14 protein-coding genes and 1 riboswitch are annotated in these 18,675 nt (G+C 58.9%); of the genes, 5 read left to right on the top strand and 9 right to left on the bottom strand.

Annotation, left to right across the window (positions count from 1 at the left end; translation table 11 throughout):
• Positions 1 to 124: 124 nt before the first annotated feature.
• From hemL to ABIT76_04680, 8 genes are all read right to left on the bottom strand, one after another.
• Positions 125 to 1,396, bottom strand: coding sequence for a glutamate-1-semialdehyde 2,1-aminomutase (gene hemL / locus ABIT76_04715; GenBank protein ID MEO7932443.1), 1,272 nt, complete (start codon positions 1,394 to 1,396; stop codon positions 125 to 127).
• Between the two features lies 1 nt (position 1,397).
• Positions 1,398 to 2,513 carry an esterase-like activity of phytase family protein gene (locus ABIT76_04710; GenBank protein ID MEO7932442.1) on the bottom strand — a complete coding sequence of 372 codons (1,116 nt, stop codon included), beginning with the start codon at positions 2,511 to 2,513 and terminating at the stop codon, positions 1,398 to 1,400.
• A gap of 43 nt (positions 2,514 to 2,556) precedes the next feature.
• Entirely contained in the window at positions 2,557 to 2,886 is a 330-nt protein-coding gene (locus ABIT76_04705; GenBank protein MEO7932441.1) for a DUF2934 domain-containing protein, read from the bottom strand.
• Positions 2,887 to 2,917: 31 nt separating this feature from the next.
• Positions 2,918 to 3,160 (bottom strand): DUF3072 domain-containing protein, encoded by a 243-nt coding sequence (locus tag ABIT76_04700; protein ID MEO7932440.1) that lies wholly within the window; start codon positions 3,158 to 3,160, stop codon positions 2,918 to 2,920.
• A gap of 109 nt (positions 3,161 to 3,269) precedes the next feature.
• On the bottom strand, positions 3,270 to 5,288 hold the full coding sequence (locus ABIT76_04695; GenBank protein MEO7932439.1) for a cation:proton antiporter: 2,019 nt from the start codon (positions 5,286 to 5,288) through the stop codon (positions 3,270 to 3,272).
• Between the two features lie 59 nt (positions 5,289 to 5,347).
• Positions 5,348 to 5,644 carry a DUF5985 family protein gene (locus ABIT76_04690; protein ID MEO7932438.1) on the bottom strand — a complete coding sequence of 99 codons (297 nt, stop codon included), beginning with the start codon at positions 5,642 to 5,644 and terminating at the stop codon, positions 5,348 to 5,350.
• 5 nt (positions 5,645 to 5,649) lie between these two features.
• Positions 5,650 to 5,907, bottom strand: a complete 258-nt coding sequence (locus ABIT76_04685) for a DUF5985 family protein (protein MEO7932437.1) — start codon at positions 5,905 to 5,907, stop codon at positions 5,650 to 5,652.
• Position 5,908: 1 nt separating this feature from the next.
• Positions 5,909 to 6,304, bottom strand: a complete 396-nt coding sequence (locus ABIT76_04680) for a hypothetical protein (protein MEO7932436.1) — start codon at positions 6,302 to 6,304, stop codon at positions 5,909 to 5,911.
• Between the two features lie 413 nt (positions 6,305 to 6,717).
• On the opposite strand from ABIT76_04680, the gene ABIT76_04675 reads away from it, so the two are divergent.
• The 5 genes from ABIT76_04675 (at position 6,718) to ABIT76_04655 (ending at position 17,483) form a co-directional block, all read left to right on the top strand.
• Positions 6,718 to 13,728, top strand: a complete 7,011-nt coding sequence (locus ABIT76_04675; protein MEO7932435.1) for a HAMP domain-containing protein — start codon at positions 6,718 to 6,720, stop codon at positions 13,726 to 13,728.
• Between the two features lie 8 nt (positions 13,729 to 13,736).
• On the top strand, positions 13,737 to 15,365 hold the full coding sequence (locus ABIT76_04670; protein ID MEO7932434.1) for a response regulator: 1,629 nt from the start codon (positions 13,737 to 13,739) through the stop codon (positions 15,363 to 15,365).
• 64 nt (positions 15,366 to 15,429) lie between these two features.
• Positions 15,430 to 15,565: riboswitch (SAM riboswitch) on the top strand.
• A gap of 125 nt (positions 15,566 to 15,690) precedes the next feature.
• On the top strand, positions 15,691 to 16,944 hold the full coding sequence (gene thrC, locus ABIT76_04665) for a threonine synthase (GenBank protein ID MEO7932433.1): 1,254 nt from the start codon (positions 15,691 to 15,693) through the stop codon (positions 16,942 to 16,944).
• 11 nt (positions 16,945 to 16,955) lie between these two features.
• A complete protein-coding gene (locus ABIT76_04660) occupies positions 16,956 to 17,231 on the top strand; it encodes a ubiquitin-like small modifier protein 1 (GenBank protein ID MEO7932432.1) in 276 nt (91 codons plus the stop codon).
• 3 nt (positions 17,232 to 17,234) lie between these two features.
• The gene (locus tag ABIT76_04655; protein MEO7932431.1) at positions 17,235 to 17,483 is read left to right on the top strand and encodes an NIL domain-containing protein; all 249 of its coding nucleotides are present in this window, start codon (positions 17,235 to 17,237) and stop codon (positions 17,481 to 17,483) included.
• Between the two features lie 3 nt (positions 17,484 to 17,486).
• Here the strand turns inward: ABIT76_04655 and ABIT76_04650 are convergent, their stop codons facing one another.
• Positions 17,487 to 18,674, bottom strand: coding sequence for a polysaccharide deacetylase family protein (locus ABIT76_04650; GenBank protein ID MEO7932430.1), 1,188 nt, complete (start codon positions 18,672 to 18,674; stop codon positions 17,487 to 17,489).
• Between the last annotated feature and the right edge of the window lies 1 nt (position 18,675).

The following is an 18,675-nucleotide window of genomic DNA, read 5'->3' as shown; positions in this document are numbered from 1 at the left end:
CAATGACCCGGCGCGTTGGCTGAATTCGCTCTAACTCCCCTCTTTTCAGCAACTTCGGTTCGCCAACCCGAGTTCACCGCCAATCCAGCCTAAGCGTTTCACCCGCGCCAGGGGGAGTCTCAAATCACGCTCGCAAGGCCGCTGCCGTGACCTCGGCGGTTTTTTCCAGATCCTCCGCGGTGTGGGCGAGGGAGAGGAAGCCGGCTTCGAATTGACTCGGGGCGAAATAGACGCCGGACTTTAGGCAGGCGTGGAAGTAGCGAGCAAAGGCGGCGCGGTCGGAGCGCTGGGCCATGGCGAGGTTGTCCACGGGCTGGTCTGTAAAATAGAGGCAAAACATCGAGCCGAGGCGTTGGAAGGTGAACTTTTTATTAGCAACGGAGAGGGCTTCGCGGACGCCAGATTCGAATGCGACTCCGATCTTTTCCAACTCGGCCCAGCCATTGCGGCGTTCGAGTTCGCGGAGTTGGGCGAGACCGGCGGCCATGGCGAGCGGGTTGCCGGAAAGCGTGCCGGCCTGATACACCGGGCCGTCGGGCGCGAGGAAATCCATGATGTCGGCGCGACCGCCAAAAGCGCCCACGGGGAGTCCGCCGCCGATGACTTTCCCCAGCGCGGTGAGGTCGGGCGTGATGCCGTAAATTTCCTGCGCGCCGCCTTTCGCGAGGCGGAATCCGGTCATCACTTCGTCGAAGATGAGAATGGAACCCGACTCGTCGCAAAGCTGGCGAAGGAGTTCGAGGTAGCCGGGTTTCGACAGGTAAAGTCCGGCGTTGGCGGGCACGGGTTCGACAATAATGGCAGCGATCTCGCGGCCTTCACGGGCGAAGACGGCCTTGAGCGCGTCAGGGTCGTTGAAGGGCAGCGTGATGGTGAGCGCGGCGAGTTCCGCGGGAATGCCCGCGCTGTCGGGCTGGCCGAGGGTGAGTGCGCCGCTGCCGGCCTTGACTAACAACGAATCGACGTGGCCATGGTAGCAACCCTCGAATTTCACCAGCTTGTTGCGTCCGGTGAATCCGCGTGCGAGCCGGATGCAGGACATCGTGGCTTCCGTTCCGCTGTTGACCATGCGGACTTTTTCAATGCTAGGAACGAAGCGGATGATTGTCTCCGCCATTTCGATTTCGAGTGGGTTGGGAATGCCAAAACTAACGCCGCGCTGTGCCGTGCTAACAATCGCATCCAGCACGACCTTCGGCGCGTGTCCTAATATCGCCGGGCCCCAAGTTCCCACGTAGTCGATGAGTTCATTTCCATCGACGTCCCAGATGTGGGAACCGAGGGCGCGCTCGACGAAAAAAGGTTCGCCGCCAACTCCGCGAAAGGCACGCACGGGTGAGTTCACGCCTCCGGGAATGATACGTTTGGCGGCAGCGAAGGATTCGGCGGAAGTCATGTTAGTGGAATGTTAGTTCGTAGAGAAGAATCTGGGTTTGCTGATCGTCTCCGAAGTTGTCGTCGCTGACCATCACGACTCCGGTGCGTCCGCCTGGGAGTGGCATCAGAGCGACGCCCTCGATGTTGTCCAAGTCGTCGATGCCTTCCTTACGCGAATCATAGACGAGCGTCTTGGTGAGGCTGGTGGCGGGCTGGGTTCTAACATTGGGAATGTCGCGCAGATCGGCTGCGGATTCCTCAGCGAGATTCACGCGATAAAGACGGATTCCAGTGCAGCCGGTGCCGAGGGTGGTGCGGATGATGCGGCGTTCTAACACCAGCAAATTTCCCTGCTTGTCGAGCGGACTAACATCGGAGATGGAGCCGAAGAAACAGCCCATGTCGGAGATGTAAAGTTTCTGCGCAAGACAGCGTCCGGTCTTGGCGTCGAGGGCGCTGATACGAACCTGAGTCGGATTGAAAACACTGGCGCCGCCCTCGCTGTTTTCGCCGGGAGCTTTTTCCTGGAGAAGCGAGCTTTCGTTGGCCGTGTAAAGGGTGAGATGATCCGGCGAGAGCGAGCAGGATTCCATGGCGCGATTGGAGAGAATGCCACGGGTTTGCGCGGAGCTGCCGACGGGCACGGACTTTCCCGTTTCATCGGTGGGCAGATAGACCGCAGGGAGCGGCAGCGTGCGGATGACGCGTCCGGTTTTCAGCGAGAAAAGCTTGATCCAAGGCGGCGCACCTTTGGCCCCGGCCCGGCCTTCGCTGCTCACCCAGACGGAGTCGCGCCCGGTGCAGGCGATGCCCTCGCAATCGGCGACGGAGAACGGCTGGCCGGTTTCATCGAGCAGGATGAGCGCGCGCACGATTTGCGGCTGCAAGGTGTCGCCGAGTTGGAGTGAAATCTGGTAAATCCGGGGAGCACCGCCGGCGTAGGAGGAATCGTCGGAGACGGCCCAGAGTGCTTTGGAAGTCGGATCGTAGGAAATGCCGGAGAGGCCGCCGAGGAGGGTTTTGCCGACGGGCATTTTGTGCGGCAAAACGGCGCGTCCGAGGAGCTTGAGCGTTTGTGCCTCGCTCGTGAGGAACCCGAAAAAGAGGACGGCGAGAATGAACGAGAGCGGATTCAAAGTCCGCCCAAGCTGCCGCAAAGGATCGGCCGGATCGAGAAATTTATGAGCCGGAAGCCTGGCTCAACTCGCGCTCGGCCTGCAGCCAATGCTCGTGCGAACGGCCTTCGGGGCAGCCTTCCGAAAGATAAATTTCGTAGGCGCGGCGGCCGATTTCCTCGTCTGTCGGAGGCATCGTGACGGAGGCGCTGACGGCGACTTCGCTGGGCACGTTTTCGGCGAGACCGCCTTTGGGCATCACCTGGCTGGCGATCTGGGCGACGCCGCTGGCGATGGTTCCGGCTGCAGCGCCAACGATTCCACCGACGGCGCTGCCGATGGAGCCAGCGATTTCGGAGGGTGAACTGGATTTTTTAGATTTGGGGGAGTTCATAATGAGTCGAGTTAGGTGGTTATTAGAGAAATCATTCCTTCTGGCCGCGACCGGTTTTGTGCTGAAGCTCCTCGATCCGTTTGGAGGCGTTGGCTTTGGTGAGAGTCTCGTCAAACTCCTCCCCCGCTTCCTGGGAAAGGGTTTTCAGATAGGACATTTGGGGTCCGGTCATCGGCTCGTCGCCCGTGGTCCAATCGTCGGGATCTTTCTCCGGATTGGGATGCGTGGCGGACGGCGGCTCGGACGAGATAAATTCCTCCTGCGGCTCGTCCATGTTTTCTTTTTCGGTGCGCGTGGGGATGTCGCCCTTGGGATCGTCGCTCATACTTTTTCATCGAACGCGGCGCGCATTTCGGGCGTGCCGGGGAATGAAAAAAATTGAGTTAGATCGCAATTGGCGCGATGAGCCCCTCGGCGGCGGCGAGCTGGTGCGGATGACCGAGAAAAATGAGGCGGTCGCCGGGGTGCAATTCCTCGTCGGGACCGGGGTTGAGCACGCTGCCATTTTCGCGTTCGATGCCGACGATGCTCGCCCCGGTCTGACTGCGAATCTGGAGTTCGGCAATCAGTTTCCCGATGGCTGGCGAGCCCGTGGGAATGGAAACGGTGCGCAGGCTGGCCTCGCTGAGGAGTGGCGGCAGCGGGGCGGCCTGACGCGCGACTTCGGGTTGGGAAAGGGTGGTCTGAAGGGCAAATTGCGCACCGGCGTAGAGGCGGATGAACGGGCGGCGCAGGAGAATGAAGGCGGCGACGAGCAGCAGGCCGAGCGCGATCAGCATTTTCCAAGAGGGTAAAATCGTCGAGCTGAGAAGGAGCACGATCAGGATCAAAGCGAGGCTGCCGGCGATCATTACAACGCTCACGATGATCGCGCGCAACGCCTCGGTGCGTTCCCCGGCGGCATCGCGATGGACGGTGATCTCGCTGATGAGCATGGCCGCGGCCTGGAGTTTACGAATGACGGCGATGAAAAGCGGGAGCGCGAGCAGCATGGCGCCGAGCCAGAGAAAGGCTTTCAATCCCTCGATGCCGCCGGGCACGTCAGGCCAGCGCACAAACACCTTGGGCCGCAGGTAAACGGCTCCGAGAAAGATGGCGGTGACGAGCAGGAGATTGATCCCGATCTGCCAGGCCCAGCGGCGCAGAAGGCGAACGGCGGGCGAGTCCGTTCCACCGCTGCGCTGGCCGACCCAGCGCGTGTAAGTATCGAGGGAATCGAGCAAGGGCCGAGGCAGAATGCGCTCCATGAGTTGCGCGACGGCGTCGGAGCTTTTTACGAGATACGGCGTGGCCAGCGTGGTGAGCACGGAGACGGCGACGGCGATCGGGTAAAGAAAATCGCTCGTGACCCGGAGCGTGAGCCCGAGCGTGGCGATGATGAAGGAAAACTCCCCGATCTGGGCGAGTCCCATGCCGACCTGGAGGGAGGAGCGTCGGTCGTTGCCCGCGATGAAGCTGCCGAAGGAGCAGGCGAGCACTTTTCCCACAATCACGACGACGGAAATGACGAGGATCGGCACGATGTATTTCACCAGCAGCGCAGGGTCGATGAGGAGTCCGATGGAAACGAAAAAGACCGCGCTAAACATGTCGCGGATCGGGTGCATGAGGTTCTCGATGCGGACGATTTGCCGCGCCTCGGCGATGATCGCGCCGATCAAGAACGCCCCGAGCGCGACGCTGTAGCCGAGTTTGACTGCAATCAGCGAGACGCCAAAACAGAGGCCGAGCACGGTGATGAGAAGCATTTCGTTGCTCTTGAAACGCGCGACATAATCGAGCAATCGCGGGACGATGATCAACCCGAGGACGAGGAGCGTTCCCAGAAACGCGCTCAGCCGCAGCATCGTGATCGCGATGTCGCCCGGAGCCAGCGAGCCGGTCGTCGCAAAGCCGGAAAGGAGCGCGATCATGACGATGGCGAGGATGTCCTCGACGATGAGAATGCCGAGGATGAGCTGCGCAAAATGCTCACGAGTTTTGCCGAGTTCCTCGAGGGCCTTGATGATGATCGTGGTCGAGGAAATGGAGAGAATCGCGCCCAGGAAGACGCTGTTCATCAGGCTCCAGCCGAAGAACCGGCCGAGTTCGTAGCCGGCGAGAACCATCACGAGGATTTCCAGCGAGGCCGCAATGAGGGCGGTCATGCCGACTTTCTTGAGTTTACGCAGACTGAACTCCAGCCCGAGGGCGAACATCAGAAAGACCACGCCCAGCTCGGAGAGCGTCTCAATGGTGGCCCGATCCTGAATGAGTGGAAACGGAGGCGTGTGCGGTCCGACGATGAGCCCGGCTAGAATGTAACCGAGGACAACGGGCTGCTTCAGGCGGCGGAAAAGGACGGTGACAAAAGCCGCAACGACCATGACCACGGCCAGATCTTGCAACAAGGTGGCGTGCATCGTTTCCCCATCGCGGCCCGCCCCGAAAAAGACAAGGGCGGATGTGAAAAAACGACCTCTCAGGCGCGGCGGTTCTTATCGATGATCGCGATGATGAGCAGGAGAAACGCCACCAGGCGCACCGAGTAAACGAAGGGCGCGAGTTCGTTTCCCATCTGGCAAAACGACCGCAAAATCCGCTCCAGCATGAGCAGCAGAAACGCCATGCTGAAAAAAAGAAACAGCCGGTCGCGCGTCTTCTGCCAGAAGCGCAGAAAAAACGCCGCCACCACCAGGCAGGCCATCGCGATGGCACCCGACAGAAAGTCCGGCGTAACGGTCGTCACCTGGAGCGCGAGAAAGGAGTGGAGCGTCATCGGTTTTATTCGGATTCAAAGACCAGCCCGTAAAGCAGGACGACGAGCGCGACCAGAGTAACCACACTCCGGTACGAGCCCAGATCCACGTTGGGAAAAATCAGAAAATCGAGCACGAGCAGGCAGTTGGCGATGGCGAGGATGCCAAAGCAGAGCATGCTCCAGAAGAGCAAACGACGTCGCGAGGCCAGGTAGCCTCGCAGGAGAAGCGCGGAGATCAGGATGCAACTCAAGGTGCTGAGAATGTAAACGGCGGGTCCCATATTACGATTTCCTCAGGCGAAAAGCTGCGGCAAACATGCGCGCCGGATCGCCCTCCGTGGAGCAACGTTGATAGATGGCCTCGATCACGCGCACGGGCCGGGCTTGATAGGATTCGACGAGCGCCTCGATGGCTGGGCGGAGTTCCATTCGATTCGGTGCAAATTGATAACGGGCGGGAGTTTCATCGGTGCGCTGGACGATTTGTTCCTGCACAAAATACTCCAGCCACGCGGCGACGGAAAGTTTCGTGCTCAAGATCACATCATAGACGCTTTGCACGGTGAAGCTGACTTCTGGATTTTTCGCAAGCAAGAGCAAAATCTCCATCTGCTCGATGGAAGTGAGATGCCGCTCGATCAACTGCCTTACTGGAGCGGGTAATCCTTCGTCGGTCACGTGGTTGGCAAGAAATAAAGGGTGTAATTTGCAGGGCACGCAAAGTCCGCTGCGTTGCAGGCCGTTATCGCTCGGATACGGGCTTGTGGATGTAGAAAATTTTAAGACCGGGTGAGTGCCTTGACCCGATAACTTCGTCAGATAATATCCCGATAAATTAAGCGAATGACACCAGGCCGTGCGTTTTCCTTACCGTCGAATGTAATTTGCCGATTGCCTCTGATTCCATGAAAGCCACCAAAACCCCCAAAGCGCGACCTGAAATCATCCTCGAAACTCCTGCGGACCCCGCGCCACTCGGCGAAACGCTGTATGGCGACGCCGCACTGCTGAACGGAGCCGAGTTGGATAACACTCAAACTGGGATCGCGCAGCCGAGCGACTCGGATCTGGCGTTGGAGATTCTGGAGGCGATGCTGGCGTTTCGCGCGGGAAATTTTTCCAAGAAACTTCCCTCCGGCTGGACGGGTGTGCACGGCAAGATTGCGGATACTTTCAACGACATTCTGAGCATTAACGAGCGCCGCGTGAGCGAGACCGCCCGAGTGGCCCGGGTCGTCGGCAAAGAGGGCAAACTGAACCAGCGCATGCGTGTATCGGGCCTCGTCGGCGAGTGGGCGGTGGAAGTCGATGCGCTGAATGGGTTGATGGAAGATCTGGTGCGTCCGACGACGGATGTAACCCGCGCAATCGGCGCTGTGGCGAAGGGAGATCTCGGCCAGGCGATGGCGCTGGAGGCAGATGGCCGCGCACTGGAAGGCGAGTTTTTGCATTCGGCCCGGTTGGTGAACCGAATGATCGACCAGCTCTCCGTTTTCACCTCGGAAGTGACCCGCGTCGCCCGCGAAGTCGGCACCGAGGGTAAGCTCGGCGGTCAGGCGCAGGTGAAGGGAGCGTCCGGCGTCTGGAAGGACCTCACGGAGTCGGTCAACCAGATGGCCGGCAACCTCACGGCACAGGTCCGCAACATCGTCGATGTGACGCTGGCCGTGGCGAACGGGGATCTTTCCAAAAAGATCACCGTCGATGTACGCGGAGAAATTTTGCAGTTGAAAGAAGCCATCAACACGATGGTCGAGCAGTTGCGTTCGTTCGCGTCGGAAGTCACGCGCGTCGCCCGCGAAGTGGGAACGGAAGGCCGACTGGGCGGTCAGGCCGTCGTGCCTGGCGTCGCAGGAACGTGGAAGGATTTGACCGATTCCGTGAACGCGATGGCGTCGAACCTGACGGCGCAGGTGCGCAACATTGCCGCCGTGACGACGGCTGTGGCGCGCGGCGATTTGTCCCGCAAAATCACGGTGGATGTGAAGGGCGAAATCCTGGAGTTGAAAGAAACGATCAACACGATGGTCGATCAGCTCAACGCGTTTTCGTCCGAGGTCACGCGCGTCGCCCGCGAGGTCGGCACTGAGGGAAAATTGGGCGGTCAGGCCGCTGTGTCGGGCGTCGCGGGAACGTGGAAAGATTTGACGGATTCGGTGAATTCCATGGCGTCGAACTTGACTGGTCAGGTTCGCAACATCGCCGACGTGACGACTGCCGTGGCGCGCGGCGATTTGTCCCGCAAGATCACGGTGGACGTGAAGGGCGAGATTTTGAATTTGAAGGACACCATCAATACGATGGTCGATCAGCTGAATGCGTTCGCGTCCGAAGTCACGCGCGTCGCCCGTGAAGTCGGGACAGAGGGCAAGCTCGGCGGCCAGGCGATCGTGCCCGGAGTCGGCGGAACGTGGAAGGATCTCACGGACAACGTGAACTCGATGGCGTCCAATTTAACCGGACAGGTCCGCAACATCGCCGACGTCGCGACAGCCATCGCGAAAGGCGATTTGTCATCGAAGATTACGGTGGAAGTCAAAGGTGAGATTTTGGAGCTGAAAAACACCATGAACACCATGGTCGATCAGCTCAATGGCTTCGCGGCCGAGGTCACGCGCGTCGCCCGCGAAGTCGGCACCGAGGGAAAATTGGGCGGTCAGGCACAAGTCCGTGGCGTGGCCGGGACTTGGAAAGATCTCACCGACAACGTGAACTTCATGGCGAACAACCTCACGGCGCAGGTGCGAAACATCGCCGACGTGGCGACGGCTATCGCGAAGGGAGATTTGTCCCGCAAGATCACGGTGGACGTTAAAGGTGAGATTTTGGAGCTGAAAAACACCATCAATACGATGGTTGATCGACTCAACGCCTTTGCTTCTGAGGTCAGCCGCGTGGCTCGCGAAGTCGGAACGGAAGGCGAGTTGGGCGGTCAGGCCGAGGTTGGCGGCGTGGCGGGAACCTGGAAGGATTTAACGGACAACGTGAATTCCATGGCGTCGAACCTCACGGCTCAGGTTCGTAACATTGCGGACGTGGCGACGGCGGTGGCGAATGGAGATTTGTCCAAAAAGATCACGGTGGACGTGAAGGGCGAGATTTTGGAACTGAAAAACACCATCAACACGATGGTCGATCAGCTCAACGGCTTCGCCTCCGAAGTGACGCGTGTGGCTCGTGAAGTCGGCACCGAAGGGAAGCTCGGTGGCCAGGCGCAGGTTCGGGGCGTCGGTGGAACGTGGAAGGATTTGACCGACAACGTCAACTCCATGGCATCCAACTTGACAGCGCAGGTCCGCAACATCGCCGACGTGGCAACCGCCATCGCGAAAGGCGATTTGTCGTCCAAGATCACGGTCGATGTGAAGGGCGAAATTTTGCAGCTCAAGGAAACCATGAACACCATGGTCGATCAGCTCAACGGCTTCGCATCCGAGGTCACGCGCGTCGCCCGCGAGGTCGGCACTGAGGGCAAGCTCGGCGGCCAGGCCGAGGTGCAAGGCGTCGCCGGGACTTGGAAAGATCTCACCGACAACGTGAACTCGATGGCGAACAACCTCACCGCGCAGGTTCGCAACATCGCCGGCGTCACCACCGCCGTGGCGCGCGGCGATTTGTCCCGCAAGATCACGGTCGATGCGAAGGGCGAAATCTTGGAACTCAAGGACACCATTAATACGATGGTCGATCAGCTCAACGCCTTCGCGTCCGAGGTTTCCCGCGTCGCCCGCGAAGTCGGCACTGAGGGAAAATTGGGCGGCCAAGCCGAGGTGGGCGGAGTTGCAGGCACATGGAAAGATTTAACCGACAACGTCAACTCCATGGCGTCGAACCTCACGGGCCAGGTGCGCAACATTGCCGAGGTGACGATTGCCGTCGCGAGCGGCGATTTGTCCAAAAAAATCACCGTGGACGTGCGCGGGGAAATTCTCGAACTCAAGGAAACGATCAACACCATGGTCGATCAGCTCCGTTCGTTCGCGGCGGAAGTCAGCCGCGTCGCCCGCGAAGTCGGCACCGAGGGTAAACTGGGCGGCCAGGCGCAAGTGCCCGGAGTTGCAGGCACGTGGAAAGATCTCACCGACAACGTCAACTCCATGGCCTTTAACTTGACGGGCCAGGTGCGCAACATTTCCGACGTGGCGACGGCGATTGCGCGCGGCGATTTGTCCCGCAAGATTACCGTGGAAGTCCAAGGGGAAATTTTGCAGCTCAAAGAAACCATGAACACCATGGTCGATCAGTTGAGTTCGTTTGCGTCGGAAGTCACCCGCGTCGCCCGCGAGGTCGGCACCGAGGGAAAACTGGGCGGCCAAGCCGAAGTGGGCGGAGTTGCAGGCACATGGAAAGATTTGACCGACAACGTCAATTCCATGGCATCGAACCTCACGGCGCAGGTGCGAAACATCGCCGAGGTGACCATCGCCGTGGCGAACGGAGACCTTTCCCGCAAGATCACGGTGGACGTGCGCGGCGAGATTTTGCAGCTCAAGGAAACGATCAACACCATGGTCGAGCAATTGCGCTCGTTTGCGTCGGAAGTCACCCGCGTCGCCCGCGAAGTCGGCACCGAAGGTCGTCTCGGCGTGCAGGCGGTCGTGCCCGGTGTCGCCGGAACGTGGAAGGATTTGACCGACTCCGTGAACGCGATGGGTGGCAACTTGACCGCCCAGGTTCGCAACATCGCCGAGGTGACGACTGCCGTGGCGCGAGGCGATTTGTCCCGCAAGATCACGGTGGACGTGAAGGGAGAAATCTTGGAGTTGAAAAACACCATCAACACGATGGTCGATCAGCTCAACGCCTTCGCCGCCGAGGTCACGCGCGTTGCCCGCGAAGTCGGCACTGAGGGAAAATTGGGCGGTCAGGCCCAAGTTTCGGGTGTCGCCGGAACGTGGAAAGATCTCACCGATTCCGTGAACGTCATGGCGGCCAACCTGACGGATCAGGTCCGCGGTATTGTGAAAGTCGTGACAGCCGTCGCCGACGGAAACCTGCGCCAGAAACTCACCGTGCAGGCCAAGGGCGAAGTCGCCGCGCTCGCAGAGACGATCAATAACATGACCGACACGCTCGCGACGTTTGCCGATCAGGTGACGAACGTCGCCCGCGAGGTCGGCGTCGAAGGCCGTCTCGGCGGCCAGGCGAACGTCCCCGGCGCCGCCGGAACGTGGAAGGATTTGACCGGAAACGTCAACCTGCTGGCGGCCAACTTGACCACGCAGGTCCGAGCCATTGCGGAGGTTGCCACCGCGGTGACAAAGGGCGATTTGACCCGCTCCATCCAGGTCGAAACTCGTGGCGAGGTCGCCGAGTTGAAGGACAACATCAACACGATGATCAACAACCTCCGCGAGACCACGGAGAGCAACCAGGAGCAGGATTGGCTGAAGACGAACGTCGCGAAATTTACCCGCATGTTGCAGGGTCAGCGCGACCTTTTCACGGTGGGTCAGATGCTGCTCTCCGAGGTTGCGCCGCTCGTTTCGGCACATCAGGGCGCGATGTATCAGACTTCCGCCGAGGGCGAGGGCGGACTGCATTTGCTGGCCGGTTTTGCCACGCCCAAGAACCAGGTCACACACCTCATGATGGGCGAGGGTTTGGTCGGCCAATGCGCCTTGGAACGTCAGCGGATTCTCATCAGCAATGTCCCGCTCAATTACACGCCGGTGCAATCGAGCCTCGGCCAGGCGATCCCGGTGAACATCGTCGTTTTGCCCGTGCTTTTCGAGGGCGAAACCAAGGCTGTGATCGAACTCGCCTCGCTCCAGATCTTCACCGACGCGCACTTGAATTTCCTCGAACAACTCACGCAATCCATCGGCGTCGTGTTGAATACAATCGAAGCCACGATGCGCACGGAGGGTCTGCTCCAGCAGAGCCAGCAGCTCACAGCCGAGTTGCAGTCGGGTCAGAAGGAACTCCAGCAGACCAACGAGGAACTCGAGCAAAAAGCCCAGCAGCTCGCCGAGCAAAACGTCGAGGTGGAGCGCAAAAACAAGGAAATCGAGCAGGCCCGACGCGCGCTCGAAGACAAGGCCGCCGAGCTGGCGCTCACGTCGAAATACAAGTCGGAGTTCCTTGCAAACATGTCCCACGAATTGCGCACGCCGCTGAATTCGATCCTGATTTTGGGCCAGCAACTTTCCGAGAACAACTCGGGCAATCTCAACGACAAGCAGGTCGATTTCGCCCGCAACATTCACTCGGCGGGTTCCGATTTGCTCAACCTGATCAACGACATTCTCGATTTGTCGAAAATCGAGTCGGGCACGGTCTCGGTCGAGGCGGAGGAGATCACTTTCAGCGCGTTGAAAGACTCAGTCGAACGCAACTTCCGGCACATTGCGGACAACAAAAACCTGCCGTTCCAAGTCGAGTTTGATCCGACTCTGCCGCGGCATTTTACGACGGACTGGAAGCGGTTGCAGCAGATCATCAAGAACCTGCTTTCGAACGCCTTCAAGTTCACCTCGCATGGCCGCGTCGGAATCAAAGTTGCCCCTGTTGCCGAGGGCTGGAGCACGGATCATCCGGTGCTCAAGCGCACTCCAAACGTGATCAGCTTGGCGATCACCGACACCGGCATCGGCATCGCGCCGGAGAAGCAGCGACTGATTTTCGAGGCCTTCCAGCAAGCCGACGCGGGCACGTCGCGCAAATACGGCGGCACCGGTCTGGGTCTGGCCATTTCCCGCGAACTCGCCGCACTTTTGGGTGGAGAAATCCGCCTGACCAGCACCGCCGGCGAAGGCAGCACGTTTACGCTTTATCTGCCGCTGCACTTCACCGGGCCCACGACGCAGGCGGTCACGCCTTCGCTCCAGCAATCGGTCGATGGCAACACTTCGACCATCACTTTGAGCGCGCTGCCAGTTCCTCGCGAGGATCAGATTGTGGACGACCGCGACATGGTGATCGACGGCGACACGACGCTGCTCATCGTCGAGGACGACCCGCATTATGCCCGCGTTTTGCTCGGACTCGCCCGTGAAAAAGGCTTCAAGGGAATCGTGGCCACGCGCGGCCAGCAAGCGCTCACTTTGGCACGTCAATATCAACCGACGGCGATCACTTTGGATATTTTCCTGCCCGACATGCTCGGCTGGACGGTGCTGAATAACCTCAAACTCGACTCCATGACGCGCCACATTCCCGTGCAAATCATTTCGCTCGACGAGGAGCGCCAGCACGGCCTCTCGCGCGGCGCGTTTTCCTACATGGTGAAGCCCGCGACGACCGACGATCTGGACATGGCCTTCGACCGCATCAAGACGTTTTCCGCGCCGCGCACGAAGCGTCTGCTCGTCGTCGAGGACAACGATCTGGAGCGTCAAAGCATCGTCGAATTACTCGGTCACGACGACATCGAGATCACGACGGTGAGCACCGGCGGCGAGGCCATGGCGGCGCTGCTCGACATGCCGATCGATTGCGCCGTTCTCGACTTGCGCCTGCCCGACATGAGCGGGTTTGAACTCCTCGACCGCATCCAGGAGGAGCCGTCGCTGCGCGAGGTGCCGATCGTTGTTTTCACCGGCAAAGACCTGTCGCCGAACGAGGAAAAGCATCTCAAGACCATGGCCAAGAGCGTGGTTTTGAAAGATGTGCAGTCTCCTGAAAGATTGTTGGATGAGACGGCACTCTTCCTGCATCGGATTATCTCGGATCTCCCCGAGTCGAAGCAGAAAATGATCAACCAGCTCCATCAATCCAACGAAGTCCTGCATAGCCGCAAGGTCTTGATCGTGGACGACGACGCGCGCAATATTTTCGCGTTGTCCATCGTATTGGAAAATCAGGAAATGGAAATTCTCAGTGCCACAAATGGCCGCCAGGCCATCGAAATCATCGAGAGCACGCCCGATCTTTCCATCGTGCTGATGGACATTATGATGCCCGAAATGGACGGCTATCAAACGATGAAAGAAATCCGCAACAACGCTACGTTCCGCACGCTGCCGATCCTTGCGCTCACCGCCAAAGCGATGAAGGGCGACCGCGAGAAATGCCTCGAAGCCGGGGCCAGCGATTACATCGCCAAGCCGGTGAATACCGACCAGCTCCTCTCGCTGCTGCGCGTCTGGCTCCATCGTTAATTTCCGCGATGGCCAGCCCTGTAAACATTCTTCTCGTCGATGATGACCTCAAGAACCTGATGGTTCTGGAGACGATTCTGGATTCTCCAGAATATCGGTTGATCAAGGCGACGACTGCCGACGAGACGCTGATGACGCTGATGAACGAGGAGTGCGCAGCCATCGTAATGGACGTAAAAATGCCCGACATGAGCGGCATCGAACTCGCCCAGCTCATCAAGCAGCGAAAGAAAACGCAGCACATCCCGATTCTGTTTCTCACGGCGCATTATTACGAGGACGAGCACATCGTTCTCGGCTACGGCGCGGGTGCGGTGGATTACATTACCAAGCCGGTGAACCCTGCGATTGTGCGCTCGAAGATCGGCGTTTTCGTGGATCTTTTTCGCAAAACCACCGCGCTCGTCGCCGCCAACGAGGAACTTGCGATCAAGAACGAGGAGCTTCTCAAAAATGCCGACGACCGCGCCCGGCGCATCGACGCCGAGGCTGCCCGGGCCGAGGCCGAGGCCGCCAACAGCGCGAAGGATCGTTTTCTCGCGATGCTTTCCCATGAGCTGCGGACGCCGCTCTCGCCTGTTCTGCACGCAGTCGCCTTGATCGAGGAGGAAGGCTGCCCGCCAAACATCCGCGAAATGATTGAAACCATTCGGCGCAATGTGCAGCTCGAGGCGCGGTTGATCGACGATTTGCTCGATCTCGCCCGCATTCGCAATGGCAAGCTCCAACTCCACATGGAGGACGTCGAGGTTCACGATCTCCTGCGCCGCGCGGTGCAAATTTGCGAACCCGAGATCAAGCTGCGCGAGCTCACGCTCCAGATCGATTTCAATGCGAGCGACACCCGGTTGCAGGCCGATCCGGCGCGCTTGCAGCAGATTTTTTGGAACCTGATCAACAACGCCATCAAATTCACCCCCGCCGGCGGCACCATTCATCTCACCACAGAGGCGAGTCAGGGCACCATCCGTGTCTCGTTCCAAGATTCCGGCATCGGTATTTCGGAGGATCGCGTGGGGAAAATTTTCGACGCCTTCGAGCAAGTTCACGGCAATCAATCCCAAGGTCTCGGCCTAGGTCTGGCAATCTGCCGTGCGCTCGCTGAAATGCACGGCGGCACCATTGAGGCGAGCAGCAGCGGCGAAAATACGGGCAGCCTGTTCACGGTGCAACTTCCCCTCTCCCATTCGGCTCAAACTCCGCTCAAAACCGACTCCCCCACCCCGACCCAAGCGGCGGCTCCCTTGCGGATTCTCCTCGTCGAGGATCACGGTGACACGGCGATGATTTTGAAACGACTCCTGGTCAAGCGCGGCCATCAAGTCCAAGCCGCCGAGACGGTCGCTCAGGCTCTAAAAACCATGCGAGAGTCTGAGTTCGATGTGCTCGTGAGTGACATCGGACTCCCCGACGGCCGTGGTCTCGACCTCATGCCGCCGTTTCTCGAATCTGCCTCCGGACGTCCCGTTGCGGGGATCGCGCTCAGCGGTTACGGCATGCCCGAGGACATCGAACGCAGCCGCGAGGCTGGTTTTGCCGATCACCTGACGAAACCCGTGGATATTTCGCGCCTGCAAAAATCTCTCGCCCTGATGAGCGACGGATTGTTTTCGAACCCGAAGAACGGCAGCCATTGAATTGAAGGTCCGCTCGCGGAAATAAATTTTGACGCGCCGGAGCTTTGCATTATGGTCCACGCAACTCTTATCCAGAGTGACTGAGGGACTGGCCCGATGAAGTCACGGCAACCGCTGATTTTCTGATTTATTTCAGGAGAAAAGGACCGGGTGCCAAATCCAGTTCCGGTGAACGTAAGTTTTCCGGGAGAAGATGAGGGAAAAATCCTAGTCCGCCTGTCTGCCAAGACTTTCCGTTGCGAAACTTTCCGGTTTTTTCGTCTCATCGTCTCTCGAATTCTCGCGCTGCCGGGGTCGCTCTCGATGAGGTGAAAATACGAATTCCATGGAAACCACATCTTATTTCTCCAACCTGAAATGTCGCGAGTGCGGACGGCTTTATCCGAAGCAGGCAATCCACATTTGCGAATACGATTTCGGCCCGCTCGAAGCCGCTTACGACTACGAGGCAATCGGCAAAGTCCTCAACCGGCAAGTCATTGAATCTCGCCCGCAATCCATGTGGCGCTACCGGGAGTTGCTCCCGATTGACGGGCTCCCGACTGTCGGCGAACAAGTGGGGTTTACGCCGCTCGTTTCCGCGCCGCGTCTCGCCAAGGCGCTCGGCATCAAGGAGTTATACATCAAGAACGACACCGTTAATTATCCGACCTTGTCCTTCAAGGATCGCGTGGTTTCCGTCGCACTCAGCCGCGCCAAGGAACTCGGATTCAAGATCGTCGCCTGCGCTTCCACGGGCAATCTGGCCAACTCCGTGGCCGCCAACGCCGCGTCCGCCGGGCTGGAAAGTTACGTCCTCATTCCTGCCGATCTGGAGCAGGGAAAAGTGCTCGGGTCGCTCGTTTACGGCACCAATGTCATCGGCATTCACGGTGCCTACGACCAAGTGAACCGCCTATGCTCCGAGATCGCCGGCAAATACGGCTGGGGTTTTGTGAACGTGAATTTGCGCCCTTATTACGCCGAGGGATCGAAGTCGATGGGCTTCGAGATCGCTGAGCAACTCGGCTGGAAATTACCGCGTCACACCGTCGCGCCAATGGCCAGCGGCTCGCTCCTCACGAAGATCCACAAGGCTTACAAGGAATTCATCCAGCTTGGAATCATCGACGAAACGCCGTATTCCATTCACGGCGCGCAGGCGGCGGGTTGCGGTCCAATCTCGGCGGCAATGAAGATCAATTCCGACATCGTCAAACCCGTGGCGAAGCCCGACACCATCGTGAAATCCCTCGCCATCGGCACTCCGGCGGACGGGTATTACGCGATCAAATCCATGAGGGAAACTGGAGGCAGCGCCGAGGATTGCACCGACGCGGAAGTCGTCGAGGGCATCAAACTGCTCGCCGAAATGACGGGTATTTTCGCCGAAACCGCCGGTGGCGTGACTGTCGCTTGTGCGAAGAAACTCATCGCCAGCGGCAAGATTCCAGCCAGCGAGAGCGCCGTGCTTTGCATCACCGGCCACGGCCTCAAAACTCAGGAAGCCATCATTGGAAAATGCGGCGAACCGCGCCTCATCAATCCGTCACTCCGCGAGTTCGATGAACTTATTGGCAAAGAACTCGCCACCCGCTAAATTCACTCAACATGCCCACTAACATCCGTATTCCCACACCCCTTCGCCGTCTGACCAATGAACAGGAAGTCGTCCAGGCCGAAGGTGCCACCGTGCAGGCTTTGCTCGACGACTTGGAGTCGAATTTCCCCGGCTTGAAGGAGCGCATCTGCGACGAGGCTGGAAAAATCCGCCGCTTTGTGAACGTCTATCTCAACGACGAGGACATCCGTTTTCTCCAGGAAAATGAGACCGCCGTCAAAGAGGGCGACGAAATCAGTATCGTTCCCGCGATTGCAGGAGGTTAGATTATGGCCACCGAAAAAAAACGTTTCTGGCTCGATTTCCCGGGTGACCTGGTCACGCAGCCGATCGTCTATGAATTGGTCACGCGCTTCGGCTTGATCACGAATATCCGCCAGGCCTCGGTCAGCCACGATGCGGGCGTGATGTCATTGGAAGTCGAAGGCGAACGCACCAAAATCGCCGAGGCGATTCAGTGGCTCGAGCAGACTGGAATCAAAGTCGAGCCGCTCGAGATCAACGTCATCGAAGGCTAAAGCCTACTTCGCGTAGGTGAAACTCCACTGGGTTTCGACTTTTTTGCCCTTCACGCGGCCGGAAACGATCACCTTGTAAAAATCCGGGTGGAGTTTGCGGGTAATCTGGTAGCTGACCATTTTCGTCGCCGGATCGTAAACCGACGGGACGAGTCCGAAGCCGCTGATCCACATTTCGATGGAAGTCGGATCAAGTTCGCCCATGGTGGCGAGATTGGCGCGAACGAGCGGCAAAGCCTCGTTGATGGTCGAGCCATTTTGCGGCTCGGTGATCATGGATGGAACCTGGGCCTGCACGGGAGCATCTGCCGTCGCCGCCTGCACCGGGCCACCTTGGAATTTGATCGCGGTCGCGAAGATCTGCGGGTGCGTCGATTCAATGGCGTACCTGCCAATCGTCTCGGCGGGAACGCCCCAGCCGATGGTTTGTCCATAGACGGTGAAGAGTGCCTCGTAACCGGCCTTCAGACCGGCTGCGCGCACGATTTCATTGTGCAATCCGTAAGGATACGCGAGCGCTTTGACTTGGATGCCGAGCTGGTTTTCGATGATGCGCTTGGAGTCGCCGAGTTCGGAGTCGAGCCATTTGTCGTAGTCGGCCGGGTGGGCTTTTTTCATCCGTAAATCGGCGTGAGAAACGGTGTGACTCTGGATGTCCACGCCCGCGTCGCGCATTTCCGCGAGCTGCTCCCACGACATGGATTGTCCGCCAGAGTTCGGGCCGCCTTTGATGTAGTTCGTGTAAACGAACATCGTAAATGGGAAGCCAAATTTCTTAAGTATGGGCCAGGCGACTTTGTAGCCGGAGAGGTAGCCGTCGTCGATGGTGATGACCGCTGCCTTGACTGGCATCGCCTTTTCATTGCGACGCCAGGCGAGAAAATCCTGCATGCCGATGACGGTGATGTTATTCGCCTTCAGCTCGGCCATTTGCGCCTCGAATTCCGAGGGCTTGATGGCGAGGGAATCCTTTGGCCGATCCTCAAAGCGGTGATAGCAAAGGACGATGAGTCGCGCATCTTTGTTCGCGATGGAAACCGGAGTCGGCGTGGCCGTGGGCGACGGCGTCGGCGTTGCAGCGGGAGTTGCGATCGGAGTCGGACTTGGCTCAGTTTTTTTCGGAGCTGGCTGGCGTTTGCAACCACCGAGGACAGCGAGAAAAACGAAGGCGAGAATGAGGAGGTGCCGCATA

It is taken from the genome of Chthoniobacterales bacterium, assembly GCA_039930045.1.
Classification (GTDB): Bacteria; Verrucomicrobiota; Verrucomicrobiia; order Chthoniobacterales; family DASVRZ01; genus DASVRZ01.
The sequence above is the reverse complement of the archived record's forward strand: the minus strand, read 5'-3'. Positions and strand labels throughout refer to the sequence as shown.

Excerpts from the sequence above, each read along its gene's own strand:
- ABIT76_04690 (MEO7932438.1), bottom strand. The coding sequence starts at position 5,644 with ATGACGCTCCACTCCTTTCTCGCGCTCCAGGTGACGACCGTTACGCCG.
- hemL (MEO7932443.1), bottom strand. The coding sequence starts at position 1,396 with ATGACTTCCGCCGAATCCTTCGCTGCCGCCAAACGTATCATTCCCGGA.
- ABIT76_04705 (MEO7932441.1), bottom strand. The coding sequence starts at position 2,886 with ATGAACTCCCCCAAATCTAAAAAATCCAGTTCACCCTCCGAAATCGCT.
- ABIT76_04655 (MEO7932431.1), top strand. The coding sequence starts at position 17,235 with ATGGCCACCGAAAAAAAACGTTTCTGGCTCGATTTCCCGGGTGACCTG.
- ABIT76_04670 (MEO7932434.1), top strand. The coding sequence starts at position 13,737 with ATGGCCAGCCCTGTAAACATTCTTCTCGTCGATGATGACCTCAAGAAC.
- ABIT76_04675 (MEO7932435.1), top strand. The coding sequence starts at position 6,718 with ATGCTGGCGTTTCGCGCGGGAAATTTTTCCAAGAAACTTCCCTCCGGC.
- ABIT76_04700 (MEO7932440.1), bottom strand. The coding sequence starts at position 3,160 with ATGGACGAGCCGCAGGAGGAATTTATCTCGTCCGAGCCGCCGTCCGCC.
- ABIT76_04685 (MEO7932437.1), bottom strand. The coding sequence starts at position 5,907 with ATGGGACCCGCCGTTTACATTCTCAGCACCTTGAGTTGCATCCTGATC.
- ABIT76_04660 (MEO7932432.1), top strand. The coding sequence starts at position 16,956 with ATGCCCACTAACATCCGTATTCCCACACCCCTTCGCCGTCTGACCAAT.
- ABIT76_04695 (MEO7932439.1), bottom strand. The coding sequence starts at position 5,288 with ATGCACGCCACCTTGTTGCAAGATCTGGCCGTGGTCATGGTCGTTGCG.
- ABIT76_04650 (MEO7932430.1), bottom strand. The coding sequence starts at position 18,674 with ATGCGGCACCTCCTCATTCTCGCCTTCGTTTTTCTCGCTGTCCTCGGT.
- thrC (MEO7932433.1), top strand. The coding sequence starts at position 15,691 with ATGGAAACCACATCTTATTTCTCCAACCTGAAATGTCGCGAGTGCGGA.